Source organism: Paraburkholderia sp. JPY465 (assembly GCF_050436725.1).
In the GTDB taxonomy this organism is placed as follows: domain Bacteria; phylum Pseudomonadota; class Gammaproteobacteria; order Burkholderiales; family Burkholderiaceae; genus Paraburkholderia; species Paraburkholderia youngii.
The window spans coordinates 90,729-116,955 of record NZ_JBNDMT010000003.1 but is presented as its reverse complement, the minus strand read 5'-3'; the positions used below and the strand labels follow the sequence as shown (position 1 = coordinate 116,955).

At 65.0% G+C, this 26,227-nt stretch carries 24 protein-coding genes and 1 pseudogene; 8 read left to right on the top strand and 17 right to left on the bottom strand.

The features are described from left to right. Nucleotide 1 precedes the first annotated feature (1 nt). Nucleotides 2-799 carry a 4-hydroxy-tetrahydrodipicolinate reductase gene (dapB, locus tag QFZ94_RS15065; protein WP_429457906.1) on the bottom strand — a complete coding sequence of 266 codons (798 nt, stop codon included), beginning with the start codon at nucleotides 797-799 and terminating at the stop codon, nucleotides 2-4. A 354-nt stretch (nucleotides 800-1,153) separates the two neighbouring features. Further along, nucleotides 1,154-1,990, bottom strand: coding sequence for an outer membrane protein assembly factor BamE (locus tag QFZ94_RS15060; RefSeq protein ID WP_410842478.1), 837 nt, complete (start codon nucleotides 1,988-1,990; stop codon nucleotides 1,154-1,156). A 152-nt stretch (nucleotides 1,991-2,142) separates the two neighbouring features. Between QFZ94_RS15060 and fur the strand changes: the two genes are divergently transcribed. Further along, entirely contained in the window at nucleotides 2,143-2,571 is a 429-nt protein-coding gene (gene fur / locus QFZ94_RS15055) for a ferric iron uptake transcriptional regulator (protein ID WP_027198845.1), read from the top strand. A 103-nt stretch (nucleotides 2,572-2,674) separates the two neighbouring features. Here the strand turns inward: fur and QFZ94_RS15050 are convergent, their stop codons facing one another. From QFZ94_RS15050 to QFZ94_RS15040, 3 genes are all read right to left on the bottom strand, one after another. Then, on the bottom strand, nucleotides 2,675-3,187 hold the full coding sequence (locus tag QFZ94_RS15050) for an ureidoglycolate lyase (protein ID WP_368584046.1): 513 nt from the start codon (nucleotides 3,185-3,187) through the stop codon (nucleotides 2,675-2,677). Between the two features lie 27 nt (nucleotides 3,188-3,214). Then, nucleotides 3,215-4,225, bottom strand: coding sequence for an allantoicase (alc, locus tag QFZ94_RS15045; protein WP_429457903.1), 1,011 nt, complete (start codon nucleotides 4,223-4,225; stop codon nucleotides 3,215-3,217). Nucleotides 4,226-4,348: 123 nt separating this feature from the next. Further along, nucleotides 4,349-5,677: a C4-dicarboxylate transporter DctA gene (locus QFZ94_RS15040; RefSeq protein WP_410848617.1), complete on the bottom strand. Its 1,329-nt coding sequence runs from the start codon at nucleotides 5,675-5,677 to the stop codon at nucleotides 4,349-4,351. A gap of 235 nt (nucleotides 5,678-5,912) precedes the next feature. Here QFZ94_RS15040 and QFZ94_RS15035 point away from each other — a divergent pair, with 235 nt between their 5' ends. Further along, nucleotides 5,913-6,599 (top strand): FadR/GntR family transcriptional regulator, encoded by a 687-nt coding sequence (locus tag QFZ94_RS15035; RefSeq protein WP_176380908.1) that lies wholly within the window; start codon nucleotides 5,913-5,915, stop codon nucleotides 6,597-6,599. A 75-nt stretch (nucleotides 6,600-6,674) separates the two neighbouring features. On the opposite strand, the gene gap is transcribed toward QFZ94_RS15035, so the two are convergent. Together gap and tkt are read right to left on the bottom strand one after the other, a co-directional pair. After that, the gene (gap, locus tag QFZ94_RS15030) at nucleotides 6,675-7,685 is read right to left on the bottom strand and encodes a type I glyceraldehyde-3-phosphate dehydrogenase (RefSeq protein WP_013090539.1); all 1,011 of its coding nucleotides are present in this window, start codon (nucleotides 7,683-7,685) and stop codon (nucleotides 6,675-6,677) included. A 109-nt stretch (nucleotides 7,686-7,794) separates the two neighbouring features. Next, nucleotides 7,795-9,816: a transketolase gene (gene tkt / locus QFZ94_RS15025; protein WP_429457900.1), complete on the bottom strand. Its 2,022-nt coding sequence runs from the start codon at nucleotides 9,814-9,816 to the stop codon at nucleotides 7,795-7,797. Nucleotides 9,817-10,445: 629 nt separating this feature from the next. Between tkt and QFZ94_RS15020 the strand changes: the two are divergent. After that, nucleotides 10,446-10,857 (top strand): annotated as a pseudogene (locus QFZ94_RS15020) (VOC family protein). A 19-nt stretch (nucleotides 10,858-10,876) separates the two neighbouring features. After that, the gene (locus QFZ94_RS15015) at nucleotides 10,877-11,617 is read left to right on the top strand and encodes a 16S rRNA (uracil(1498)-N(3))-methyltransferase (protein WP_429457898.1); all 741 of its coding nucleotides are present in this window, start codon (nucleotides 10,877-10,879) and stop codon (nucleotides 11,615-11,617) included. 131 nt (nucleotides 11,618-11,748) lie between these two features. Here the strand turns inward: QFZ94_RS15015 and QFZ94_RS15010 are convergent, their stop codons facing one another. The 3 genes from QFZ94_RS15010 to QFZ94_RS15000 form a co-directional block, all read right to left on the bottom strand. Beyond that, the gene (locus QFZ94_RS15010) at nucleotides 11,749-12,309 is read right to left on the bottom strand and encodes a barstar family protein (RefSeq protein WP_013090542.1); all 561 of its coding nucleotides are present in this window, start codon (nucleotides 12,307-12,309) and stop codon (nucleotides 11,749-11,751) included. A 16-nt stretch (nucleotides 12,310-12,325) separates the two neighbouring features. Next, on the bottom strand, nucleotides 12,326-12,739 hold the full coding sequence (locus QFZ94_RS15005; protein ID WP_368584051.1) for a ribonuclease: 414 nt from the start codon (nucleotides 12,737-12,739) through the stop codon (nucleotides 12,326-12,328). 421 nt (nucleotides 12,740-13,160) lie between these two features. Next, a complete protein-coding gene (locus QFZ94_RS15000) occupies nucleotides 13,161-15,500 on the bottom strand; it encodes an NADP-dependent malic enzyme (RefSeq protein ID WP_410848620.1) in 2,340 nt (779 codons plus the stop codon). Nucleotides 15,501-15,676: 176 nt separating this feature from the next. Here QFZ94_RS15000 and thiL point away from each other — a divergent pair, with 176 nt between their 5' ends. From thiL to QFZ94_RS14980, 4 genes are all read left to right on the top strand, one after another. Then, the gene (thiL, locus tag QFZ94_RS14995; protein ID WP_429457895.1) at nucleotides 15,677-16,678 is read left to right on the top strand and encodes a thiamine-phosphate kinase; all 1,002 of its coding nucleotides are present in this window, start codon (nucleotides 15,677-15,679) and stop codon (nucleotides 16,676-16,678) included. After that, a complete protein-coding gene (locus QFZ94_RS14990; protein ID WP_368584054.1) occupies nucleotides 16,668-17,243 on the top strand; it encodes a phosphatidylglycerophosphatase A family protein in 576 nt (191 codons plus the stop codon). Before thiL ends, QFZ94_RS14990 begins: the two co-directional genes overlap by 11 nt. A gap of 109 nt (nucleotides 17,244-17,352) precedes the next feature. Beyond that, nucleotides 17,353-17,853 (top strand): CinA family protein, encoded by a 501-nt coding sequence (locus QFZ94_RS14985; protein WP_013090547.1) that lies wholly within the window; start codon nucleotides 17,353-17,355, stop codon nucleotides 17,851-17,853. Between the two features lie 32 nt (nucleotides 17,854-17,885). Next, entirely contained in the window at nucleotides 17,886-18,416 is a 531-nt protein-coding gene (locus tag QFZ94_RS14980) for a cupin domain-containing protein (RefSeq protein ID WP_429457893.1), read from the top strand. 16 nt (nucleotides 18,417-18,432) lie between these two features. Here the strand turns inward: QFZ94_RS14980 and pyrF are convergent, their stop codons facing one another. The 7 genes from pyrF to QFZ94_RS14945 all read right to left on the bottom strand — a co-directional run bounded on the left by pyrF (nucleotide 18,433) and on the right by QFZ94_RS14945 (nucleotide 26,158). After that, nucleotides 18,433-19,248, bottom strand: coding sequence for an orotidine-5'-phosphate decarboxylase (gene pyrF / locus QFZ94_RS14975; RefSeq protein ID WP_368584056.1), 816 nt, complete (start codon nucleotides 19,246-19,248; stop codon nucleotides 18,433-18,435). 110 nt (nucleotides 19,249-19,358) lie between these two features. Further along, nucleotides 19,359-20,420 (bottom strand): aldose 1-epimerase, encoded by a 1,062-nt coding sequence (locus QFZ94_RS14970; protein WP_429457891.1) that lies wholly within the window; start codon nucleotides 20,418-20,420, stop codon nucleotides 19,359-19,361. Between the two features lie 220 nt (nucleotides 20,421-20,640). After that, complete coding sequence (locus QFZ94_RS14965) at nucleotides 20,641-21,582, bottom strand: SMP-30/gluconolactonase/LRE family protein (RefSeq protein ID WP_410848624.1); 942 nt, start codon at nucleotides 21,580-21,582, stop codon at nucleotides 20,641-20,643. Beyond that, on the bottom strand, nucleotides 21,579-22,379 hold the full coding sequence (locus tag QFZ94_RS14960) for an SDR family NAD(P)-dependent oxidoreductase (protein ID WP_368584059.1): 801 nt from the start codon (nucleotides 22,377-22,379) through the stop codon (nucleotides 21,579-21,581). The genes QFZ94_RS14965 and QFZ94_RS14960 overlap by 4 nt, the downstream gene beginning before the upstream one ends. 41 nt (nucleotides 22,380-22,420) lie before the next feature. Further along, nucleotides 22,421-23,437: an L-arabinose ABC transporter permease AraH gene (gene araH, locus QFZ94_RS14955; RefSeq protein ID WP_368584060.1), complete on the bottom strand. Its 1,017-nt coding sequence runs from the start codon at nucleotides 23,435-23,437 to the stop codon at nucleotides 22,421-22,423. A gap of 54 nt (nucleotides 23,438-23,491) precedes the next feature. Continuing rightward, a complete protein-coding gene (araG, locus tag QFZ94_RS14950) occupies nucleotides 23,492-25,054 on the bottom strand; it encodes an L-arabinose ABC transporter ATP-binding protein AraG (RefSeq protein ID WP_429457886.1) in 1,563 nt (520 codons plus the stop codon). A 105-nt stretch (nucleotides 25,055-25,159) separates the two neighbouring features. Beyond that, on the bottom strand, nucleotides 25,160-26,158 hold the full coding sequence (locus tag QFZ94_RS14945) for an arabinose ABC transporter substrate-binding protein (protein ID WP_368584062.1): 999 nt from the start codon (nucleotides 26,156-26,158) through the stop codon (nucleotides 25,160-25,162). Nucleotides 26,159-26,227: the final 69 nt, after the last annotated feature.

Below are 26,227 nucleotides of genomic sequence, written 5' to 3'. Positions count from 1 at the left end.
CTCAACGCAGGCCGAGCACGTCCTGCATATCGAAGAAGCCGTTGTCGTGGCCTTCGAGGAAGCGTACAGCACGAAGCGCGCCTTGTGCATACGACAGGCGGCTCGCCGATTTGTGCGTGATCTCGATGCGCTCGCCGATGCCCGCGAACAGCACCGTATGATCGCCGACGATATCGCCGCCGCGAATCGCCGAGAAGCCGATCGTCGACGGATCGCGCTCGCCGGTCACGCCTTCGCGGCCGTAGACCGCGCAGTCGTCGAGATTGCGGCCGAGCGCGCCCGCGATCACTTCGCCCATCGTCAGAGCGGTGCCGGACGGCGCATCGACCTTGTGACGATGATGCGCCTCGATGATCTCGATGTCGTAGCCGGTCGAGAAGTGCCGCGCCGCGTATTCGAGCAGCTTCAGCGTGACGTTCACACCGACGCTCGTGTTCGACGCGAACACGATCCCGATCTTTTCCGCCGCCGCGCGCAGTTGCGCTTTTTGCGCGTTGTCGAAGCCGGTCGTGCCGATCACCATTTTCACGCCGTGGCGCTGCGCGGCTTCGAGATGCGCGAGCGTCGCGTCCGGGCGCGTGAAGTCGATCAGGTGGTCGGATTCGGCAAAGACGCGCTCGATATCGTCGGACAGCAGCACGCCGGTCTGTTTGCCGAGAAACGCGCCGGCGTCCTGGCCAAGCTGCGCCGCGCCCGTGCGGCACAGCGCGCCGGAGAGCGTCGCGTCGGCATCGTTGAGGACGGTTTCGATCAGCATGCGGCCCATACGGCCCGATGCGCCTGCAATGGCAATTTTCATGACGATGAGGATTCGGAAAGAGTCAACCGGGATGGAGCCCGGCGAATGCACCGACCAGTGTGCCGGGGAATGCGCCCGGTCGATATAGGGACAAGCGGCGACAGGCGGCACGATCTTGCGGCGAGGTCGGTCGGCTCGCTGCTGAAGCCAACGCGCGCGGCCAACCGGGACGGCTCGCTCAGGTGACTGACTGATACGGCCCGCTGCGGCGCCCCACTGCCGCGGCGCACTGCGGCACCAGGTTCATGCGGCCCAAGCGGCGCATTTCCGGCCTCGCCTGACGCCGGACAAACACACACCTGGCGGGCGCTGCACATGTGGCGCGCAGCCCGCCTCACAACACCGACAAGCGGATCAGTTGCTCGTTCCGGACGTCGACGGCGAACCGTTCGGCGTCGAGCTGTCGCCGCTTTGCGAGCCCGTCGGGCCGACCGGGTTGCTCTCGTTTTCCGGCGCCGGCGGCGGCGGACGTTTGAACTGGAACTGCGGCTGGCCGCCGGCCGTCGGGCCTTGCGTCGGGATCCCGCCGGCGCCAGCTCTCGGCACGGCCGAACGGACGGACGGCGTGCGGCTCGGCGTCGACACCGCGCTGGTCGCGCGATTGGCCGCCTGGGCGGCTTCCGCGTTGGCGTCCATGGACGGCGTGGCGGCCTGCTGGGCGCCTTCGACCGACGGCGAGCGCGTCGTATCCACCGTGGCCGGCGCCGCGGCGGCAGCGGCCGCGCTTGCGGCGGCTGCATCGCTGGCGGCCACGGCCGCGCTCGCAGCGGCCGGCGGCGTCGCGGTCGAGCGACGGCCACCGCGGTCGCCGTCGATTTCGGCCAGCAATTCGAGATTGGTCGGCAGATCCTCGCCACCCGTCCAGTGGGTCACGGTGTCGCCCGAGAAGAACACGACGAAGTCGCGTTGCTGAACGATCGAGGTGTTGCCGCGCTTGAAATAGAACGTGTAATCCCAGCGATCCGCGTGGAACATGTCGGTCAACAGCGGTGTGCCGAGCACTTGACGCACCTGTGCGCGCGTCATGCCGACCTTCATCTGGCCGGCCATTTCCTGCGACACGAAGTTACCTTGCACGACCGTAATCCGATACGGCGTAATGCTTTGGGCAACGCGCTGGGTCAGGCTGTCGTACGTGGAACATCCGGCAAGAACCGCGACAGTCGCGACAGCGATCAAGGTACCCCGCATGCGGCTCCCCCGGTAAATCAATTGAGATTTAGAAATCATTTCACTCACCGTGCGGGCCCGCTTGCGGGCCGCGCTCATTCCATCGAAAATGACCAGAACGGCAAAACACATTACTATGAGAGCCCAGCATTGTACTCTAGGGATCCCTTGTCATGACCAATCCAACCGATCTCAAGAATATCGGGCTCAAGGCGACCCTTCCGCGCCTCAAAATTCTTGAGATTTTCCAACACAGCCCGGTACGTCATTTAACCGCCGAAGACGTGTACCGCAACCTCCTGCACGAGGAACTCGATATCGGTCTCGCCACCGTGTATCGCGTGCTGACGCAATTCGAGCAGGCCGGCCTGCTCTCGCGCAGCAATTTCGAATCGGGCAAGGCGGTGTTCGAACTGAACGAGGGGACGCACCACGATCACCTCGTGTGCCTCGATTGCGGGCTCGTGGAAGAGTTTTTCGACCCCGAAATCGAAAGTCGTCAGCAGTCCATCGCCAAGGCACGCGGCTTCAAGCTGCAGGAGCACGCGCTCGCACTGTATGGGGCGTGCACGAAGGAAAATTGCCCGCATCGTAAGCACTGATGCGTGGCGGGCCGCGTGCGAGTACGCGGCCTGGCAAGTCAGAAGAAAGACCCGGCCGATGAGAATCGGTCGGGTCTTTTTTGTTCAGCGGCGGCAAATACGGCTATCCGGCTAGTTCCACGCTCGGCTCGAAGGCGAGCCGCCACGGCTCGGCCAACTGCAATTCGTCGCAATTCGGCGCGTCGCCGCCACGATCGACGACGATGAACTCGCTGACCTGATCCAACGCGAGCAGCGGATGGTGCCAAACCCCTTTCGCGTAATTGACGCCCTGCCACGCGTCGGTCCAGAACGCGCGCATCCGCGTGGCGTCGAACTCGCCGGCCGGCGCGACCACCACCAGATAGCGGCCCGCGCGTAAGGGAATGAAAGCCTGGCTGCCGAGCGGATGCCGCTCCATCATCGTGATCTCGACGGGCAGCGCGCGCGGCTGCGCGCGAAACAGATTGACGAGCGGCCGGCCGCCCTGCTCCGCCACGTCGACGCGCGCGAGGTCGTGATAGCGCTCGGTCGTACCGCCATTGATCGGAAAGTGACGCGCGCCGTCGAGTTCGATCACATCGCCGAACAGCGCGAAGGCCGCGCGCGTCAGGCGTTCCATCTGCAGGATCTTCATGCGTGCCGCTCCCTGATGTTGCGTGCGTTAAGCGATCTCGCCCCACAGACGCAGGCGTGACACGCCGCCGTCCGGGAAGATGTTGAAGCGCACGTGCGTGACCGGCCCGAGCGCGGCGAGGTCGTCCGTGAACGTGTGCACGTGATCCATTTGCAGTCTCTGTTCGCCGAGCAGCACCGGCCAGAACATCGCCTGCGTGACGAGGGAATCGTCGGTGCCGCCCGTCACCGATGCCGCCTGCAGCGAGCAGCGGTCCGGGAAGTTGCCCTTGAAGTGCGCCGTGTCCACTTCGATCCTGCGAATCACGCCTGGCCGTGCGAGCGCGACGATCGCCCAGTCGTTGCCCGGCTCGCGACGGCGCCGGGTTTCCCAGCCGTCGCCCATGTTCACGCCACGGCCCGGCATCAGCATCTGCGAGGCCGGCCCGAAATGCTGGTTGTTCGCGGCGACGAGGTACGCGCCGTTCTCGATCGCGGCGAGATCGAGCAGCGTGCCGCGCTCGACGCGGCTCCAGTCCCGCTGCGGCTGCCCGTACACGCGCAGTCGCGCGAGCCCGCCGTCCGGGTATAGATTCACGCGCAGATGGGTGACCGGGCGCGCGTCTTTCACTTCGACGTAGTGATGCTGGTTGCCCTGTAGCGTCGTCGCCGGCACGAGCGGCTGCCAGTCGGCGTGCTCTGGCGGCACGTCAGCGTCGCTGTGGCAGGCATCGATCGACGCCGCCGGCGGGAAATTGCCGGTGAAGTGGCTCGTGTCGAGATCGACGCCATGCACGACGCCCGGCCGCGCGAGACGGATCACGCAATGGTCGTGGCCGTTCGTGCGCTTGCGGCGCGTCTCCCAGCCGTCCATCCACTTGCCGTGGTCGTCGTATTTGCCGGGGATGAACACCGCCGGCTGCGGCTCGAGCATGCGCTCTTTCGGTGCGAAGAATTCGTCGCTGGCGAACAGCGCCTTCGCGCCGAGGCGCGGATCGGCGAGGTTCATATAGCGGCGCGTGAAGGCGGGAGCGTTCGGGTCGAGGATCGGGTTGGCCATGATGTCGGTCAGTGTCGAAGAGGTCAGAAACGGCCGGCGGCGCCACGGGGCCGCCGGTTTGCCAAAAAACTGTCTAGGTACGGTTCCGGTCGGTCTGGTCAGACCAGGGCGGGCGCGCCGCCGTCAGAGTGCCGCCGCGTGTTCGCCAGCGCCCGGCTCGGCGAGTGTGTCGTCGACGGCCGGCACGTAGCGCAGTGCCGCGTCGCGATTCAGCACGCGGTGTGCGCGCGCCTTGTCGATATCGTTTTCCCATACGGCGACCACCACCGTCGCGACGCAGTTGCCGATCAGATTGGTCAGCGCACGGGCGATGCCGACGAACCAGTCGACCGGCAGAATCAGCACGAGACCGAGCACCGGAATCGCGGGAATCGCGGACAGCGTCGCCGCGAGAATCACGATCGCCGAGCCCGGAATGCCGTGCGCGCCCTTCGACGTCACCAGCGACACCAGCACGACGACGATCAGGTCGTGGACGGACAGCGGGGTATTGGTCGCCTGCGCGATGAACAGCACCGCGAGCGTCAGATAGATCGAGAAGCCGTCGAGGTTGAACGAGTAGCCGGTCGGAATCACGAGACCGACCGTCGAATCCTTGACGCCCATCCATTCGAGCTTGCGCATGATCTGCGGCAGCACGGCGTCGGACGACGCGGTGCCGAGCACGATCGACAGTTCTTCGCGCAGATAGCGGATCAGCTTGAAGATGCTGAAGCCGGCGAGCCGCATCACCGCGCCGAGCACGAGCACGACGAACACCACGCAGCTCGCGTAGAACACCAGCACGAGCATGCCGAGCTGCTTGAGCGACTCGACGCCGTAGGTGCCGGTCGTGAACGCGATCGCGCCGAGCACGCCGAGCGGCGCGAGCTTGATGATGAAGCCCATCACGCGGAAGAACACCTGCGACAGTTCATCGATCAACCCGCTCACGCGTTGCGCGCGCTTGCCGAGCAGCGACAGCGCCGAGCCGAACAGCACCGAGAACACGAGGATCTGCAGGATGTCGCCGGTCGCGAACGCGTTGATCGCCGTGTCGGGGATGATTTTCAGCAGGAAGCCCGCGGTGTCCTTCAGGCTCTTCGCGTGCTCGGTATAGGTCGTGAGCGACGCCGCATCGAGCGAACTCAGGTTCACGTTCATGCCGGCGCCCGGACGCGTCACGTAAGCGAGCACCGCGCCGATCACGAGCGCGATCGTCGTCATCGCCTCGAAGTAGATCACCGACTTCAAGCCGACGCGGCCGACCTTGCGTAAATCGCCCGCGTGCGCCATGCCGCTCACCACCACGCAGAACACGATCGGTCCGATCACCATCTTGATCAGCTTCAGAAAGCCGTCGCCGAGCGGCCGCAAGGACTGCGCGAAATGCGGAAACACGGCACCGAGCACGATGCCGACCACGAGCGCTATCACGACCCGGCCAAATAGCGAATTGAAGAATTTCAACACGGCTTCCTCCTGCGGATGGTTGTCTCGGTCACTTCTGTTCAGACTGGTCCGACCAGTATTGTTATGGCGAATGGTAGGAAGCCGATATAGTCCCGTCAAGGACTGATCGAGCAGTGTTTACCCGTTATTTTTTCGGCGATTTCGGGTCGGATTCAGGATGCGCGACGCCGTGCGGCGCGCCGTTTCCGACCGCGTATTAGAATTGCGGTCAGACCACGCCACCAAGTGAGCTTTTATGAAAAACGTCCCGCACACCGTCACTGACGCGGCCATCGCGACCATCCGCGAGCGCATCGAAGCGGGCGTCTATCCGGTGGGCAGCCTGCTGCCGGCGCAGCGCCAGCTATCCGATGAACTGTCGATCAGCCGAGCGTCATTGCGCGAAGCGCTCTCCACGCTCGAAGCGCTCGGCCTGCTGGTGATCCGCCCCGGCAAGGGCGTGTACGTGGAAAGCGCGCAGGCGAAAACCGCTCAGGCGTGGCGTTTCGCCGAGCAGTCGTCGCTGCCCGACACGTATCAGATGCGCTACGCGCTCGAAGGCTTCGTTGCGCGCATGGCGGTGCTCGCGGTCACCAACGACGACCTCGCGTGGCTCGAGGAAAACGTCACCGCGATGCAAAGCGCGCTCGCCTGCGAGGAACTCGACGAAGCGGCGCGGCTCGACTACGCGTTCCATATGCGCATCGTCAGTATCGCGGGCAATGCGGCGATCGAGTCGATCCTGCGCAGCAGCGCCGAGATCATGAAGGAAAGCCAGCGCATGCCGTTCTACCGGCGCGAGCGGGTGCTGTCCACCTACACCGAGCATCGCGCGATACTCGACGCGCTGAAGGCCCGCGATTCGCTCGCGGCCGGCAAGGCGATCGAGACGCACATCGCGAACGCCGCGCAGCGCGCGGGCGTCTATTTCCCGACGCCGTAGCCGCCGCGCCGATACCGCAGACGACAAAAAGCCGCTCCGAGAAGCGGCTTTCTCATGCAGCGTGAAACCGGCAGCTTACTTCGCGTTCGCGAGCGCCACAGCCGTGTCCAGCATGCGGTTCGAGAAGCCCCACTCATTGTCGTACCAGCTCGACACCTTCACGAGACGGCCCGACACCTTGGTCAGCGTCGAGTCGAACGTCGACGAAGCCGGGTTGTGGTTGTAGTCGATCGACACGAGCGGTGCGTCGTTGTAACCGAGAACGCCCTTCAGCGAGCCTTCCGATGCTTCCTTCATGATCGCGTTGACTTCCTCGACCGTCGTGTCGCGCGCGGCGATGAACGACAGGTCGACGACCGAAACGTTGATCGTCGGGACGCGGATTGCATAGCCGTCCAGCTTGCCGTTCAGTTCCGGCAGCACGAGGCCGACCGCCGATGCAGCACCGGTCTTGGTCGGGATCTGGCTATGCGTAGCCGAACGCGCGCGGCGCAGGTCTTCATGGTACACGTCGGTCAGAACCTGGTCGTTCGTGTACGCGTGGATCGTCGTCATCAGGCCATTCACGAGACCGATCTTGTCGTTCAGCGGCTTGACCAGCGGCGCGAGGCAGTTGGTCGTGCACGATGCGTTCGAGATGACCGTGTCCGATGCCTTCAGCACGTTGTGGTTCACGCCGTAGACGACGGTCGCGTCGACGTCCTTGCCGCCCGGCGCCGAGATGATGACCTTCTTCGCTCCGCCCTTGATGTGCGCGCTGGCCTTTTCCTTGGTCGTGAAAAAGCCCGTGCACTCCATCACGACGTCGACGCCCAGCTCGCCCCACGGCAGTTCGGCCGGGTTGCGGTTCGCCAGCACGCGGATCTTGTCGCCGTTCACGACGAGGTAGTCGCCGTCCACCGACACCTGGCCCGGGAACTTGCCGTGCGCGGTGTCGTACTGCGTCAGGTGGGCGTTGGTCTTCGCATCGCCCAGATCGTTGATGGCGACGATTTCGATATCGTGCTTCTTGCCGTTTTCATAGAAGGCGCGCAGGGTATTGCGGCCGATCCGGCCGTAGCCGTTGATTGCGACGCGAATCGTCATGATTTATCTCCTGATGGCTAAAAAATCCGTTTATGTTCGCCTGGTCGGACATCCGGTTCGGTGCGTTGCCCCGCGCATCCACGGGCACGACGGCAACGCGACGCAACCATCAGCCGAGAGCGGCCTTGACCGTCGCCACCACGTGCTCGACGGTGAAACCGAAATGCTTGAACAGCACACCTGCCGGGGCCGACTCGCCGAACGTGTCGATGCCGACCACGCCGCCTTCCAGACCCACGTACTTGCGCCAGAAATCCGACACGCCCGCTTCGATCGCGACGCGGCGCACGCCATGCGGCAGCACGCGTTCGCGGTACTCGGCGTCCTGCTTGTCGAACACCGTTGTCGACGGCATCGACACGACGCGTGCGGCAATGCCTTCGCGCGCGAGCGGCTCGACGGCCTTCATCGCCAGTTCGACTTCCGAGCCCGTCGCGATCAGGATGATCTTACGCGCGACGATCTCTTCGTCCCAGTCGCGCAGCACGTAGCCGCCCTTCTCGATGTTGGCGATCTGCGCGTCGGTGCGCTCGTTGAACTGCAGGTTCTGACGGCTGAAGATCAGGCACGACGGACCTTCATGCTCGATCGCATGGGTCCAGGCCACCGCGGTTTCGACCGTATCGGCCGGGCGCCACGTTTGCAGATTCGGAATCAGGCGCAGGCTCGCGACGTGTTCGATCGACTGGTGGGTCGGGCCGTCTTCGCCGAGACCGATCGAGTCGTGCGTGAACACGAAGATCGACTGCGACTTCATCAGCGCGGCGACGCGCAGCGCGTTGCGGCTGTAGTCCGAGAACGTCAGGAACGTGCCGCCGAATGCCTTGTAGCCGCCATGCAGCGCGACGCCGTTGATCGCGGCGCTCATGCCGAATTCGCGCACGCCGTAGTTCACGTAGTTGCCGGCGGCACGGCCTTCGGCATTCACGCGCACCGGCTTCGCGGCTTTCCAGTTGGTCAGGTTCGAGCCGGTCAGGTCGGCGGAACCGCCGAGCAGTTCGGGCAGCACGGCCGACAGACCTTCGATGGCCTGCTGCGACGCCTTACGCGTCGCGACGGTCTCAGCGCGTTCGTTCGCGCCCGCGATGATCGCTTTCGCCTTGTCTTTCCAGTCGGCCGGCAGCTGCTTCGCGCTGCGGCGCTTGAACTCGGCGGCTTCCTGCGGATACTTGGCCGCGTAGGCGGCGAACGCCTTGTCCCACTCGGATTCAAGGCGCGCGCCCGCGTCCTTCGCATCCCATGCCGCGTAGACTTCCTGCGGGATCACGAACGGCTCCCACTTCCAGCCGATCGCTTCGCGCGTTGCCGCGATTTCCTTGTCGCCGAGCGGCGCGCCGTGCGAGTCGTGCGAGCCCGCCTTGGTCGGCGCGCCTTCACCGATCACGGTCTTGCAGCAGATCAGCGTCGGCTTGTCCGACTGCTTCGCCTGTCTGATCGCCGCGTCGACCGCGTCGACGTCATGGCCGACCACGTTCGGGATCACGTTCCAGCCGTACGCTTCGAAGCGCTTCGGCGTGTCGTCGTGGAACCAGTGCACCACTTCGCCGTCGATCGAGATGCCGTTGTCGTCGTAGAACGCGATCAGCTTGTTCAGCTTGAGCACGCCCGCGAGCGAGCAGGCTTCGTGCGAGATGCCTTCCATCAGGCAGCCGTCGCCGACGAACACGTACGTGTGGTGGTCGACGATCTTCGCGTCGGGCTTGTTGAATTCTGTGGCGAGCAGCGACTCCGCGAGCGCCATGCCGACCGCGTTCGCGAGACCCTGGCCGAGCGGGCCGGTGGTCGTCTCGACGCCCGGCGTGATGCCGTATTCCGGATGACCCGGCGTCTTCGAATGGAGCTGGCGGAAGTTCTTCAGCTCTTCCATCGGCAGGTCGTAGCCGGTCAAATGCAGCAGCGAGTACAGCAGCATCGAGCCGTGACCGTTCGACAGCACGAAGCGGTCGCGATCGGCCCATTGCGGGTTCTTCGGGTTATGGCGCAGATGACGCGACCACAGGGCAACGCCGATTTCGGCCATGCCCATCGGCATGCCCGGGTGGCCGGAGTTCGCCTTTTGAACGGCGTCCATGGACAACGCGCGGATCGCGTTAGCCATCAGGGAAGTGGGTGCGGGAGACGGGGTCGTCATGTCGAGTCCGGAGACAGAGTCAGAAAGCGGAGCGCGCTTGAGGCCCGGAAGCTCGGCGGCCAGTTCGCTACGGCGCACGATGCGGCGCCAGGAGACGCGAAACGGGCAGAGCAAGCGGACAAGGCTGAAAGCGTCACATTCTAGCAGAAGGTTAACCCCTACCCGGCCGGAAACCCGCCCGGCCGCGCGGTTCAACGCACTCCGCCCGGCGGCGGCATTCACGATCCGAGCAGCTGTTTTGCCCACGCTGCCGATCGAGCCCGTCCGCCGTGGACGCCCCGTTATTGTTCCAGCCTTGTGCCGGCGCCGTCTACGGATTTCCTCATGCGCGGCTCGGTCCGCTCGATGCCCGGATGTCTAGCGAGCTCCGCTACGGCCCGACCGATTCGCACGCTCGCCGAACGTCCCGCCGCATACCGCATCGATTCGCTGCGTCATGACGAACCAGCGGTGCACGCGGGGCAACTCTCGGCAGCGCGAACGGCGCGCGATAAACTGAGTCCGACGACGAAACCATCCATTTGAAGCGTGGACACCTGGAGCGAACCGGTTCGAGCGAAGCCGGCATGCCGCGCCGGAGCGAAACCCGCAACAGTGGCCACGCTGCCCCACGAGATCCGGAGAACTCCATGACCGCCCCTCGCCCCGCCGGTGTGCCCTGGCTGACCCCCTATCTGACGGTGCGCGACGCGCGCGTCGACGGCGTTTTTTTCGGCGGCGTTCGGCTTCGACGTGCGCGACAGCGTGCAGGACGATGGCGTCGTCATGCACGTCGAGATGACCTATCAAGGCCAATTGATCGTGATGTTCGCGCCCGAAGGCGCGTTCGGCTCGACCGCGAAGACGCCGAAGAGCGCGGGCACGATCGCGCCGCAATCGTTCTATGTCTATGTCGAGGACGTCGATGCCGTGTATGCTCGCGCGCTCGCGGCCGGCGCCAAGTCGCTGAGCGAGCCGCAGGACCAGTTCTGGGGCGACCGCTTTGCGCAGGTCGAAGACATCGACGGCTATCGCTGGGCGCTCGCCCGCCACCTTTCCTGAATCCGAGAGTCTTTCGTCGATGCCCCGTTTTTTTGTTGATGCGCTGCTTTATCCCGATGACGTGATCGCATTGCCCGACGACGTCGTGCGCCACGTGGCCGTGCTGCGTCTGCAGCCTGGCGACTCGTTGGTGCTGTTCAACGGCCAGGGCGGCGAATACGGCGCCGAACTCGTCGAGGTCGAGCGTCGTTCGGCTCGCGTGAAAATTGGCGAATTTCGCGCGGTGGAGGTCGAGCCGCCGTATCGGCTGACGCTCGCCCAAGGCATTGCAGGCGGCGACAAGATGGACTGGTTGATCGAGAAGGCGGTCGAACTCGGCGCCTCTGGCTTCGTGCCGCTCGCGACCGCGCGCAGCGTCGTGCGCCTGACCGGCGAGCGGGCACAGCGGCGGCAGCAGCACTGGCAGGGTGTGGTGCGGGCGTCGTGCGAACAGTGCGGGCGTAATCGGCTGCCAGACGTGATGCCGGTGTGTGAGATTGGCGCGTGGCTCGATACCCTCGCGCGCGAGCCGGCGCCCGACGAGTTGCGCCTGCTGCTGTCGCCGCGCGCGAGCATCGGCTTTGCGGCGCTGCCGGACGCGCCGCCGCCGGGTGGCGTGACGCTGCTGATCGGCCCCGAAGGCGGCCTTTCCGCCGACGAGGAAACTGCCGCCATTGAACAGGGCTTTACCGCAGTCGGCTTGGGCCCGCGTGTGCTGCGCACGGAAACCGCGGGGATCGCGGTGCTTGCCGCGCTTGCGGCGCGCTGGGGTGGTTGGTAAGCGGGAGCTTCCACAAGCAGCGCCGCAAAAAAACAACGGCCCGCTAATTAGCGGGCCTTTGCCGTTTATACCGCGACGTTAACTGCCAGGTCCAAGCAGAAACGCCTGAACAGGCGAACATTCTACGAGCCTCAGGCGAACGAGTAAAACACCCGGAACGCGACCTTGCGCTCGGCCCAGAATTCGGCCGCTTCACGGAACACGTCGAGCAGCGTTTCGCGCCCTTCCTTGTCGAATTTCTGCGCGATCGGCAGGTGTTCGAGCACGATTACGAAGCCAGGCTGCGCGCCGGCCTTGTGCACGAGGTCGGTCAGGCAATCGTAGAGCGCGTCGTAATTCTTGCCGAAATGCTTGGGAAACAGAAACGACGTCGCGATCGTCTCGAGCACTTCCTGCTTCGAGGCGGCGTTCGCGCAATACGCATACAGAAAGTGCTGGCCAAGGTGGTTGGCCTCGTCGGCGAGATCCTGCACGCGGAACGCGCGGATCGACTGCACGATGTTCGGCCGCACCGTCCTGAAAAGGCTCATGGGCTCTTCGTTCGATGAAACCACCGTGCCAGCCTCGCTTTGGTTGTCGCGACCCTGCTCGTCGGCGCGCATCTTCATGACGCGTTGGAACAAATTGCCGTCGCCGGCCGCGAAAAGATCCGTCGCGACTCCGGAATCGTGCGCGTAGATGTTGTCGCTCATGCCGTTCATCCCAATGTCATTCAACAATACGGTTAAAACTGGTGTAATGGTCGTCCGAGTAATAACAATTGTCGGTTCGCTGTAGCGGACCTCCGCAGACGATGCGGCGCGCCCCGCGATTACGCGCGTGAGGCGTGGGGACGGTGTATTCGTGGTAATAGCCGCGCCGATGAGCGGGCAGCACCCGTTCGTAGTTGCCGAATACGATGCCGTCCTTCTGATACGGGTAAGGCCCGCCGGCAGCAATGAGGTTCAACGTATCGACCGCCTCGCGCGGCAATTGCGCCAGCGCGATGGTGCCTACCTGCGCTTCCGCCACAGCTGGCGCCGAATAGTCTCGCGCCAGCGCCTCGGGCGCCGAACTTGACAACGCGCAGAGCGCGGCAGCACCGATCAGCACGCCTTTCATGCGCAACCAGTTGCGTGCCATGTATCAGGTTTCCCCGCTGTCAGACCACGAGTTTGACGACCATGAAAGTCGTAAGGGTATCGCTAATAGCCTTTGGAATCAACGTTCGACGGCCCGACGACACCCCGCCTCGCCGCGCGGATAGCCGGCCGTCGGGGCTTTGACGACTTTTGACAGAATGTTTAGCGCGATCAGGCTAAACTGAGCTCAATCGTGATCGAACGCAGCGCAAGCGGTGCAGGCTGCCGGTGGCCGAGGCGCTCGATTGCGGTTGTTAGAGCCTGGAACCACTCAGCCGAAAGGCTGTGTCATTGCCATTTTTCGGGGTGGCGATCCCCAGCTTGCCCTGAAGGCGTGCCCATTGCGGGCACGCCGTTTTTTTCAGGGCGCGCCGGTTGGAGAACCGGCGCCGGGCCTGTCGCGGCCCGGTCACGATGTGCGCTTAGCGGGTTGCGCTGACGTCCGCAACCAGCAGCGCCGCCATGTTGACGATCCGGCGCACCGTCGCCGACGGCGTCAGCACGTGCACCGGCTTGGCCGCGCCGAGCAGGATCGGGCCAATCGCGATGTTGTTGCCGGCCGCCGTCTTCAGCAGGTTGTACGCAATGTTGGCCGCATCGATGTTCGGCAGCACCAGCAGGTTCGCGTCGCCTTCGAGCGTCGAATCGGGCAGCACTTCGCGGCGCAGGTTGGAGTCGAGCGCGACATCGCCGTGCATTTCGCCGTCAATCTGCATCTCCGGCGCGCGTTCACGCAGGATCTCGAGCGTATCGCGCATCTTCTGCGCGCTCGGCGCGTTGCTCGAACCGAAGTTCGAATGCGACACCAGCGCGACCTTCGGCTCGATACCAAAGCGACGCACTTCCTCGGCCGCCATGATCGTGATCTCGGCCAGTTCCTCCGGCGTCGGATCGACATTCACGTGCGTATCGACGAGAAAAATCTGCCGGTTCGGCAACACCAGCCCATTCATCGCCGCATACACCTTCGCGCCCGGCTTCTTGCCGATCACCTGGTCGATGAAGTGGATATGGCGGTGCGTCGTGCTGACCGTGCCGCAGATCATGCCGTCCGCCTCGCCTTTCCTGACCATCATCGAACCGATCAGCGTGGTGCGGCGGCGCATCTCGAGCTTGGCCATCTGCGTGGTGATGCCCTTGCGCGACATCATCTTCGCGTATTCCTGCCAGAACTCACGGTAACGTTCGTCGTGATCGGTGTTGACGACCGTGTAATCCTGCCCGGCGACGAGACGCAGGCCATAACGAGCGATCCGCTGTTCGATCACGGCCGGCCGGCCGATCAGAATCGGCTTGGCGAGCTTTTCGTCGACGACGATCTGAATCGCGCGAAGTACACGTTCCTCTTCGCCTTCCGCGAACACGATGCGCTTCTTCTCCGGCTCGACGCTGCGCGCGAGCTGGAAGATCGGCTTCATCGTCGTGCCGCTGTGGTAGACGAATTGCTGCAGATGCTGCGCGTACGCGTCCATATCCTCGATCGGACGCTCGGCGACGCCACAGTCCATCGCGGCCTTCGCCACTGCAGGGGCGACCTTCACTATCAGACGCGGATCGAAGGGCTTCGGAATCAGGTATTCCGGTCCGAACGACAGATCCTGGATGCCATACGCGGTCGCGACGATGTCGCTCTGTTCTTGGCGCGCCAGTTCGGCGATCGCGTTGACGGCGGCGATTTCCATTTCGCGCGTGACCGTCGTCGCGCCCGCGTCCAGTGCCCCGCGGAACAGGAACGGGAACACCAGCACGTTGTTGACCTGGTTCGGGTAGTCGGTGCGGCCCGTGCACAGCACCGCGTCCGGACGCACTTCGAGCGCGAGTTCCGGCAGGATTTCCGGCGTCGGGTTCGCGAGCGCGAGGATCAGCGGCTTGGCGGCCATCTTCTTGACCATGTCCTGCTTGAGCACGCCGCCAGCCGACAGGCCGAGGAACACGTCCGCGCCGTCGATCACCTCGGCGAGCGAGCGCGCGCTGGTTTCACGCGCGAAACGCTCCTTGTCCGGGTCCATCAGTTCGGTACGGCCCTTGTAGACGACGCCCGCGAGGTCGGTCACGGTGATGTTTTCGAGCGGCAGGCCGAGGTCGACCAGCAGGTCCAGACAGGCGAGCGCCGCCGCGCCAGCGCCGGACGAGACCAGCTTCACTTCCTTGATGTCCTTGCCGACGACCTTCAGGCCGTTGGTGACCGCCGCCGCGACGACGATCGCGGTGCCGTGCTGGTCGTCATGGAAGACCGGAATCTTCATGCGCTTGCGGCATTCGCGTTCGACGATGAAGCAGTCCGGCGCCTTGATGTCTTCGAGGTTGATGCCGCCGAAGGTCGGCTCGAGCGCGGCGATCACGTCGACCAGCTTGTGCGGATCGGTCTCGTTGATCTCGATATCGAACACGTCGATGCCGGCGAACTTCTTGAACAGGACGGCCTTGCCTTCCATGACCGGCTTCGACGCGAGCGGGCCGATGTTGCCGAGACCCAGCACCGCGGTACCGTTCGTGACGACGCCGACGAGGTTGCTGCGCGCGGTGAAGCGCGCGGCGTTCAGCGGGCTCTCGACGATTTCCTCGCACGCAAATGCGACGCCAGGCGAATATGCCAACGCGAGGTCGCGCTGGTTGATCATCTGCTTGGTCGGGGCGATCGCGATCTTGCCGGGAGTCGGAAACTCGTGGTAATCGAGGGCTGCTTCGCGGAGTTTGGTATTGACGGGATTCGACATAAGGCGGGCTTCGGAGGGCAGATTAGAATAGACGTTCGACGGCATTGTAGCCCCAATTGCCCACGCAATTCCTTCAATACGGGTACAACTGCCGCGACTGAAACAGCGTGAAAGCGCGTTGCCCGTTGCACCGCTCGCCCGTTGCTTGCGACCGGGCATTACGCTCGAATCTCCTGACCTGCGCTATTTCTCCACTCGTTCTCCGCTCATCGCCCGCCATCATGCTTTCCGAGTTTTCGCTGATCGACCGCTTCTTCGCCCGCCGCGCCGCCCAAGCGCGGCCCTCCACTACCGAAGGCGGCACGCTCGGCATCGGCGACGACTGCGCGTTGCTGGCACCGCCTGCCGGCGAAATGCTGGCGATCTCGACGGACATGCTGGTGGAAGGCCGTCACTTCTTCGCCGATATCGATCCCGAAGCGCTCGGTCACAAGGCGCTCGCGGTCAACCTGTCGGACCTCGCGGCGATGGGCGCGCAGCCGCAGGCATTCACGCTCGCCTTCGCGCTGCCGCAGGCCGACGAAGCGTGGCTATCCGGATTCAGCGAAGGCCTGTTCGCGCTGGCCGAGCGCTACGGCTGCGAGCTGATCGGCGGCGATACGACCGGCGGGCCGCTCAATCTGTGCATTACCGTGTTCGGCAGCGTGCCGCCGCAAACAGCATTGCGCCGCGATGCCGCGCAACCCGGTGACGACATCTGGATTTCCGGCACGCTCGGCGACGCGCGCGCCGGCCTCGGCGTGCAGCGGGGCGAATGGTCCGCCGATCCGAACGACGCCGCGACGTTCCGCCAGGCACTCGAACGCCCCGAGCCGCGCATTGCGCTCGGCCTCGCGCTGCGCGGCATCGCACACGCGGCGCTCGACCTGTCGGACGGACTCGCCGGCGATCTGCTGCATATCCTGGAGCGCTCGTCGGTGAGTGCAAGCGTCGACGTCGACGCGGTGCCGCGCTCGGCCGCGTTGCGCCGACTGCCACCCGACGTCCAGCAGCGCTGCACGCTAGCCGGTGGCGACGACTACGAGCTGTGCTTCACCGCGCCCGCTGCCGCGCGCGCCGCGGTCGAGGCCGCCGCGCACAAGGCCGCTGTGCCGGTCACTCGCATCGGTACAATAAGCGCACTGGAGGCGGCCACCGACCGCCCGGCCATCGCGTGGCGCAACGCCGCCGGCGCGCCGCTCACTCTGACGCTGCAAGGTTTCGATCACTTTCATGCAGAATGACCCCCCGCTCGGCCCCGCCGACGACTTCCTCGGCAGCGAGCCGCCGCAAGCACCAGAACCGCGCGCGCCGAAGCCCGCTCAGCCACGCCGCGCGACCGCGCGCTTCATGCTGTCGCATCCAGTCCACATCCTGTCGCTCGGCTTCGGCAGCGGGCTGTCGCCCGTCGCGCCGGGGACGATCGGCACGCTGTTCGGATGGGCGTCCTTCGCGGTACTGAGCCGCTATCTGACCGTTATCGAATGGGGCGTGCTGATCGGCGTCGGCTTTCTCGCCGGCATCGCGCTGTGCGGCTTTACCGCGAAGCGGCTTGGCGTCGAGGATCCGTCGGCGGTAGTGTGGGATGAAATCGTCGCGTTCTGGCTCGTGCTGCTGATGGTCACGCCTGCCACGCTCGCCGCTCAGGTTTGGGCATTCGTGATCTTCCGCTTCTTCGACATGGTGAAGCCGCCGCCGATCGGCTACTTCGACCGTCGGCTGAAAGGCGGCTTTGGCATCATGTTCGACGACCTGATCGCCGCGTTCTTTACGTTGCTCGTGATTGCACTGTGGCGGATGTCGGTTTGAGCGCTGCCCGAATGCTACCTGAGCACCGTTCGGCTCTTCTGGTCGCCACCCGGCCCCTGCCGTTCGCCGCGCCTCACGGCCGGCTTCGTTTTCCGGATTGACTGACGCCATGCCTACCGATTCCGTCGTTCACCAGCTTGCGATCCGCGTGAGCAACCGTCTGCGCGACGAGCGCCTGATGCTCGTGACCGCCGAGTCCTGCACGGGCGGCATGGTCGCGACCGCGATCACCGACATCTCCGGCAGCAGCGGCTGGTTCGAACGCGGCTTCGTCACGTATTCGAACCAGGCGAAGAGCGAAATGATCGGCGTGCCGGCCGACCTGATCGAAAAGCACGGCGCGGTCAGCGAACCGGTCGCCCGGGCGATGGCTGAAGGCGCGCTGCGCAACAGCCGCGCGCAGGTGTCGCTGTCGATCACGGGCGTCGCTGGGCCCGGTGGCGGCACCGAAACCAAGCCGGTCGGCATGGTGTCGTTCGGCTGGACCAATCGGCTGCATACGTCGGTGGAAACGAAGATTTTCAAGGGCGATCGCGAGCAGATCCGCGTGCAGGCCGCGGCGCACGCGCTGCGCGGCCTGCTGGCGCTACTCGACGAACGCGAGCATTGAGCGGCGTCTAACTGTCACTGAGGAGGCGAACAATGCCGGATTCGCGCGCGATCGCAGATGAACTGATCCGCCGCTTCGACCTGAAGCCCCATCCCGAAGGCGGCTTTTTCGCGGAGACCTATCGCTCCGCCGCGCGCGTGCTGCGCGCCGGCGACGCAAGCGAGACTGAGAACACCCGTGCGGCATCGACCGCGATCTATTACATGCTGTGCGACGGCGCGCATTCGGCGTGGCATCGGATCCGATCCGACGAAGTCTGGCATTTCTACGCCGGCGAGCCGCTGCTGGTCCATGTGCTCGATGAAGGCGAGGCCGACGGTGCGCTCGTCACGCACCGGCTCGGCAATCCGCTCACGCATCCCGATATGGTGTATCAGGCCGTCGTGCCCGCCGGTATGTGGTTCGCGGCCGAGTGCGCCGATCCGGCGTCGTTCGCGCTGGTCGGCTGCACGGTCGCGCCGGGTTTCGAATTCAGCGAGTTCGAACTCGCGGAGGTCGATGCGCTGAAGGCGCGGCATCCGCGCCATGCGGAGTTGATCGGGCGACTGGGACCGGCGCGCTGACGCGCCGCTCCTCGATTCAACGAAACGCGTTGATCCGGTCGCGGGTGTCCTTCGCTGCCTGCGCGGCCGCTTGCGCGAAGTCGTCGCCCTTGCCCGCGTAGATGATCGCGCGCGAAGAGTTGATCAGCATGCCGGTGCCGTTCGCGGTACGTCCGGCGCTCACGGTGGCCTGCACGTCGCCGCCTTGCGCACCAATGCCCGGAATCAGCAGCGGCATGTCGCCGACGATCCCGCGCACCACTTCGATTTCCTTCGGAAACGTCGCGCCGACCACGAGCCCCAGTTGGCCGCTCGCATTCCACTTCTGCGCGGCCAGTTGCGCGACGACCTGGTACAGCGGCCGGCCGCCCGTCTCGAGAAACTGCAAGTCCGAGCCGCCCGCGTTCGACGTGCGGCACAGCACGATCACGCCCTTGCCCGCGTGCTCGAGATACGGCTCGATCGAATCGAAACCCATGTACGGATTGACCGTCACCGCGTCGGCCTGGTAGCGCTCGAACGCCTCGCGCGCGTACTGCTCGGCGGTGCTGCCGATATCGCCGCGCTTGGCGTCGAGAATCACCGGCAGGCCCGGATGGTTCGCGTGAATGTGAGCGATCAGCTGCTCGAGCTGGTCTTCCGCGCGATGCGCGGCGAAGTAAGCGATCTGCGGCTTGAACGACGACGCATACGACGCGGTTGCATCGACGATCGTGCGGCAGAACTCGAAGATCGCGTCGGCGCGGCCCGCGAGCGCGCCCGGAAATTTGCTGGGCTCGGGATCAAGCCCAACGCACAGCAGCGAGTTCGTGCGCTGCCAGGCGTCGTTGAGTGTCTGGATGAAATTGGACATGGTGAGTCTCGCGGCGAGCCGGTAATCGGAGGAGGCGCGTATTTTACCCGTCCGACGATCGCCATCCGTCGATGGCGGTCAGCGCGCGGCCCGCACCTCATTGACTGTGGCTACTGCCTGCGCCGCGCGCCACGTGCACCCGGCATCGAGCGCAGGCCAGTCCGCTCGACCGTGAAGCGGAACGTGCGCGTCAACCGCTCGCCGCGCTTGAGCAGCGTCATGCCGTTTTCGCTCGCGCCGCCGGCCAGGTTCATCGCATTGATCGGATGATCGACCGGCTCGAAGCAGAAGAAGTCTTCCCCGGGCGGTGTGTACAGCACGTAGTAGTCGGTATCGGCGGCGATGTTCAGCGACAGCCGGCGCTTCGGCCACACCACCGCCGCCTGGCCGCTCCAGCCGGTGAACGCGTGATTGACGATCGTCTCCGGCAGCGGATACGCGACGCCGAACTGCCACGCGGGCGGCGCCGGCACGTGACGCACCGGCAGCCAGTCGTCGCCCGACAGCCACAGGCCGCCGGCCGCCGCCGACAGCTCGGTGTCCTCATCGCGCACGAAGAACGGATGCACGCCGAGCCCGAACGGCAGCGTCTCGCGGCCGGTGTTTTCGATTTCGAGCGCGACGATGAGCGTCGGGCCGTCAAGCGTATAGGTTTGCGTCGCGCGGAACGCGTACGGCTTGCCGTCGCTGCGGTCGAGCGCGAGGCGCACGTGCTCGCGGCCCGTGTCGAGCACCTGCCATTGCGCGAGCCAGCCGTCGCCGTGAATCGGCAGCGGTTCATCGGCGCGGTTGCGCGGCACCTCGACGCGCCGCCCGCCCACGCTGAAATGACCGCCGCCGATGCGGTTCGAGTACGGCAACAGCGGATAGCAGGCAAGCTGGTTCGGTTCCGTATCGACACCGACTTCACTGCAGCGCCGGAAGATCGGCGTCAGCGCGCCGTCGTCGCGCCAGTCGAAGCGGGTCACGCCGCCGCCGAGCGTCGGCGCGACATCGAGACGCAATTGCGAGTTGGCGAGCGTGATGCACGCGACATCGCCGGCACTGCCTTCGCCGAGCGCGACCGCCGATGTGCTCGGGCCCGCCAGCACCGGATTGGCCGCCGCGGCAAGTCGCGAGCGTCGCGTTTGAGAGGTTGGGGATGAGGCTGAAACGAGATTCGCAACAGTCATATCTGGCTCCATCGAGAGGCGTGGGACGTTGCCGTCAGGATTGACGGGAGTTGCGGGCGATTTTTTATGAGCAATTCGCCTCGAGTCCGAACTGCATGCTGCCGATTCGTTGCCGGCCGGTCGCGGGCGTATCGCTAGCAGACCGAAACTGCTACATCGACTTCTGCTTCACCTTCAGGATCGCGGCCCCGGCGCGCGGCCGGGGCTGCGTCATTCTGCGCTAGATCGGCGCGCCCTGGAACAGCGGTTCCGCAACACCGCGCCGTGCGAGCGTCGCGACGAACAGGTCGCCCGCGAGCGTATCGGCCGCGCGCGCCGTCGCATCGAGTTCGGCGTAGGCGCTCGTGATGTACAGCGTGTCGAGCGCCTTCTCGCCCTGGGTGCTGCCCGCGGCCTCGCCGAGCGCGGCACCGCCGATCGCGACGCAGCTCGGCTGCGTGGTCGGCACGTCGATGCGCTCGGTTTCCACACCATCGGGACCGTAGCGCACCACGCGCGCGCCGCCCCACTGCGCGTTCCACAGGCCGCCGTCGCTGTCGACGGTCGAGCCGTCGGGGATGCCGTTCGCATCGGTTAGACGCGTGAACACGCGATCGTTCGCGATGCTGCCGTCCGCGCGATAGTCGCACGCGCGGATTTCACGCGTCGGCGAATCGCAGTAGTACATCGTCGCGCCGTCGGGACTGAATGCGATGCTGTTCGAAATTGCCGGCGCTGGCAACGGTAAGCGTTCGAGCGATAGATCGTGATTCAACCGATAAAAGCCGGCGACCCTCTGCCGTTGCCCGCTTTCGTCCTTAGTGCCGAACACGAAGCGCCCTTGCCGATCGCAGCGGCCATCGTTCACGCGCGTGTTCATGCCGGGTTCGACGTCGACGATCCGCTGCGTAGTGCCGGTCTGCAGATCGAAAAACGCGAGATGCGATGCGAGCCCGAGCAGCACGTAGCGCGGGTTTTCGCACAGCGCGAAGGTGGCGAGCCGCTCGGGCATGTCGAACGAATCGCTGCTGCCGTCGGCCGGATCGTAGCGCCACAGCCGCGCGCCCTCGATATCGGTCCAGTAGAAACGGCCGCTGCGGGCGCACCAGGTCGCGCCTTCGCCGAGTTCGCACTGCGCGTCGAGCAGCAGCGTGGCCCGCTGCACGCGCGGGTTGCCGCTCACGCCCAGCCTCCGTCCACGACGATGTCCTGCGCGGTGATCATGCGGCTGTCGTCGGCGGCGAGGAACAGCGCCATGCGCGCGAGGTCGGCCGGCATCAGCTCGGCGTCGATGCACTGGCCTTCCTTGATCTGCCGGCGGCCGTTGTCGTCGAGCCACAGGCGCAGCTGCTTCTCGGTCATCACCCAGCCCGGCACCAGCGTGTTGACGCGGATATTGAAGTGGCCGAGGTCGCGCGCGAGCCCGCGCGTGAGCCCCTGCACCGCCGACTTCGACATCACGTACACCGGATAGCCGCCGTTCTTCAGCATCCAGCTGATCGAGCCGAGGTTGATGATCGAGCCGCTGCGCGCGGCCTTCATGTCCTCCATCACGGCCTGCGCCGCGAAGAACTGGTGGCGGATATTGACGGCGATGCCCGCGTCGAACGACTCGCGCGTGACGTCGGCAATCTGATGGCGCTTGTCGTTCGCCGCGTTGTTGATCAGCACCTGGATCGGACCCAGCGCCGCCTTCACATCGGCGATCGCTTTTTGCAGCGCGTCGACATCGGTCAGGTCGCAGGGGAGAAACAGCGGCTTGTGCTTCGAATCGCCGAGCTGGTCGGCGAGGGCTTCGCCGGCGCTCGCGTCGATATCGAAGAACGCGACGCGCGCGCCCTGCGCCGCGAAGTGCTCGACGAACGATGCGCCGATGCCGGTCGCGCCGCCCGTGATCAGCACCGTACGGTCGACGAGGCTCGGATAGCGCGCGTACGCGGTGTCAGCGAGACTGACGTTTGCATTGGCCGGAGACGACATCGTTCGATTCCTTTATGAGCTTGGGATGGGGTGAAAGCGACTCAGTCGCGCGAGCCGCGGTTCTTCAACTGGTCGAGCAACACGGCCGCGAGCAGGATCGCGCCGCGCACCAGGTACTGGTAGAACGCGTCGATGTTCAACAGGTTCATCACGTTCTCGACCGTGCCCATGATCAGCACGCCGATCACGACGCCCGAGATCGTCGCGCGGCCGCCCAGCAGCGACACGCCGCCGAGCACGCACGCGGAGATCACGTTCAGCTCGAAGCCTTCGGCGGCATTCGGCTGACCCGACGTGATACGCGACGCGAGAATCACGCCGGCGAGCGCGGTGACGGCGCCCTGGATCAGGAAGATGTAGACGCGCGTGCGCTCGACGTTGATACCGGCGAGCCGCGACGCTTCCGGATTACCGCCGATCGCGAGCGTATTGCGGCCGTACACGGTCTGGTTCAGCATCACGCCGAACACGATGAAGCAGATCAGCGTGACCCAGATCGGCAGCGACACGCCGAAGAACGTCAGGCCGCCCAATGCGATGAAGGTATCCGACGACACGCCGACCGCCTGACCATGCGACACGATGAAACCGAGGCCGCGGACGATTTCCATCGTCGCGAGCGTGGTAATCAGCGCGTTGATGCGCAGATAAGCGATCACCGCGCCGTTGACGAAACCGATCACCGCGCCCGCCGCGACCGCCGCGATGATCGCGATGACCGTGCTGTTGGTCGCGTTGAGCACCATCGCGCACAGCACGCCGGCGAATGCGACGGTCGAGCCGACCGACAGGTCGAAGTCGCGCGACGCGAGGCAGAACATCATCGTGCACGCGACCATGCCGATCTGCGAGATCGACAGAGCGAGGCCGAGCATGTTCTCGATCGAGAAGAAATGATCGACGGTCAGCGACATCGTGACGAACATCACGATGAAAATCACGATCAGGCTGTACTCGGTGATCTGCTGCCACCACTTGGCCTTGTCGCTGGTCTGCGGAATCAGCGCGTCGGCCGCGCTCTTGGCGGCCTGCTGCGCGAGGTTTTCTCTGGCTTGCATGTTCAATACTCCTCCCCGTTCCCCACGGGTTGCGGACTCTCGTCCGGATAAGGTTCAGGCCGCGCGCGAGCCGCTCTGGTTGGCTGCGTTGGCGTTCGTGTTCGAGTCACCAGGTAGCGCGGTCGAGCTTTGCGGCAGCGCGAGGCTCAGCACCGACTGCTCGGTCGCATCCTTGCGCGCGAGCTCGCCGGAAATGCGGCCCTGGCGCATCACGACGATCCGGTCGGACACGCCGAGCACTTCGGGCAATTCCGACGAAATCATCACGATCGCGCAGCCGCGCTCCGCGAGCTGATAGATCACGTTATAGATCTCGTGCTTCGCGCCGACGTCGATGCCGCGCGTCGGTTCGTCGAGAATCACGACCTTCAGATCTGGCTCGGCGAGCCAGCGCGACAGAATCGCCTTCTGCTGGTTGCCGCCCGACAGGAAGCGGATCTTCTGCCGGCGATGCGGCGTCTTGATCTTCAGCAGCTTGATGAAACGGTCCGCCGTCTGCGCCTCTTTCTTGCGATCGAGAAACACGCCCGCGCGCAGATAGTGACGGCGGCAGCTGATGTTGATGTTCTCCGCGACGCTCGCCATCGCGACGATGCCTTCTTCCTTGCGATCCTCGGGGCACAGCACGATGCCGTGTTTGATCGCCTCGCCCGCGCTGCGCACCTTGATCGGCTTGCCGTCGAGCACGAGTTCGCCGCCCTTGCGATGCTCGGCGCCGTACACCAGATGCATCAGCTCGCTGCGGCCCGCGCCGACGAGTCCGAAGAAGCCGACGATTTCGCCGCGCCGCACCTCGAAGCTGGCCGGCTGCGCGAGCGGATGACCTTCGATCGCCTTCGCCGCGAAGCGCACTTCGCCGAGCGGCCGCGCCGTATAGCTATAGATGTCCGAAATTTCGCGCCCGACCATCTCGCTCACGATCGTGTCGCGCGATACGCCTTCGAGCGTCGGATGCGACGCGACCTTGCGGCCGTCGCGGAAGATCGTGCACGCGTCGCACAGCTCGTAGATCTCGTCCATCCGATGCGAGATGTAGATCATCGCGCGGTTGTCGGCGCGCAGATCGCGCACCAGCTTGAACAGCACCTCGGTCTCGCGATGCGACAGCGAACTGGTCGGCTCGTCGAGCGCGATCACGCGCGCATTGCGCATCAGCGCCTTGCAGATTTCGACCATCTGCCGCTGCGCGATCGACAGCTTGCGCAGTTTCGCGTTCGGATCGAGCGCGACGCCCATCGCTTCGAGCCGCTCGCGCACGAAGCGCTTCGCCTCGCGCTTGTCGACCCAGCCGAGCGCATTGGGCAGCTGGCCGAGCAGCAGATTTTCCGCGACCGTGAGGTCGGGCACGTACTGCAGTTCCTGGTGAATCACCGCGATGCCGGCACCGATCGACGCGGCCGCGCTCGGAAAGCGCACCTCCTTGCCGTCGATCATCATGCGGCCCGAATCGGGCTGATACTCGCCGCCGAGAATTTTCAGCAGCGTCGATTTTCCCGCGCCGTTTTCGCCCATCAGGCCGTGCACCTGGCCGACGTTGACGTCGAAGGACACACCGTCGAGCGCACGCACGCCTGGAAAAACCTTGCCGATATTGTCAAAACGTAGCGTCGCTGACACTTCGCCTCCTCATCCCTCATGTAGACCGTACGCGCGCCGCCCTCCGCAACAGGCGGAGAAAGCGGCGCGCCGGCGGTGTACTTCATGTCACCGCAAGACCCGCGATTACTTCGACGCGAGGCCCATCTTCTCGCGCACTTCGCCGACGTTGTCGCGCGTCGCCAGCATGCCGGTCGTCAGCGTGAGCAGCGGCGGCTCCTTGCCCTGGGTGATCCACGAGTACATCAGTTCCGAGGTTTCCTCGCCGTGGCGCTTCGGGCTGATGATCACGGTGCCGAAGAAGCCCGTCGGCTGCGGCTTCTTGAACTCGTTCAGCGCGGATTCCGAACCGCCGATGCCGATACCGATCATGTTGTCGGCCTTGAAGCCACGGCCTTCCGCCGCGCGCACCGCGCCGAGCACGCCTTCGTCGTTCAGCGCGTAAGCGACCCAGTGCTTGAACTGCGGGTTCTTGGTCAGCGCGATGTTGGCGGCATTGAAAGCGTTTTCCGTGTCGGTCTTCGCTTGCGGCGCGGTGATCACGTTCGCTTTCGGGAAGCCCGCGGCGACCAGCGCGTCGGTCGCGCCGGTGGTGCGGTCATGCGCGGTCGGCAGCTGTTCATAGGTCACGTCGATCGCGCCGACGTCCTTCATGTCCCAGCCGCGCTTCTTGATTTCAGCCGCGATGCCGTCGCCGACCTGCTTGCCGATGTTATACGCCGAGATGCCCATGTGCGGCACCGCTTCGATCGGCTTGCCCGCGCCGTCGACGAGGCGGTCGTCGACCGTCATCATCTTCAAGCCGTCGGCTTTCGCCTTCGCGACGATGCCCGGCCCGAGCTTGACGTCGGGCGTGCAGATCACGAAGCCCTGCGCCTTCTGCGCGGCGAGGTTATCGATTGCGCTCATCACCTTCTCGCCCGACGGCGCGCCGATCTTCACGAGCGTGAAGCCCTTCTCCTTGGCGGCGATCTCGGCGAACTTCCATTCGTCCTGGAACCACGGCTCTTCCGGCTGCTTCACGAGGAAGCCGATCTTGACCGTATCGGCAGCCTGTACGACCGGCGCGTTGAAGAGCACACCCGTCGCCGCCGCTGCCAGCGTGAGGAAAATTCTGCGTTTCATGATGCGTGTCTCCTGACTAATTGATAACGAGAAGGTAATCGGCCGCGTCTTCTAATACCGGTCCTGACA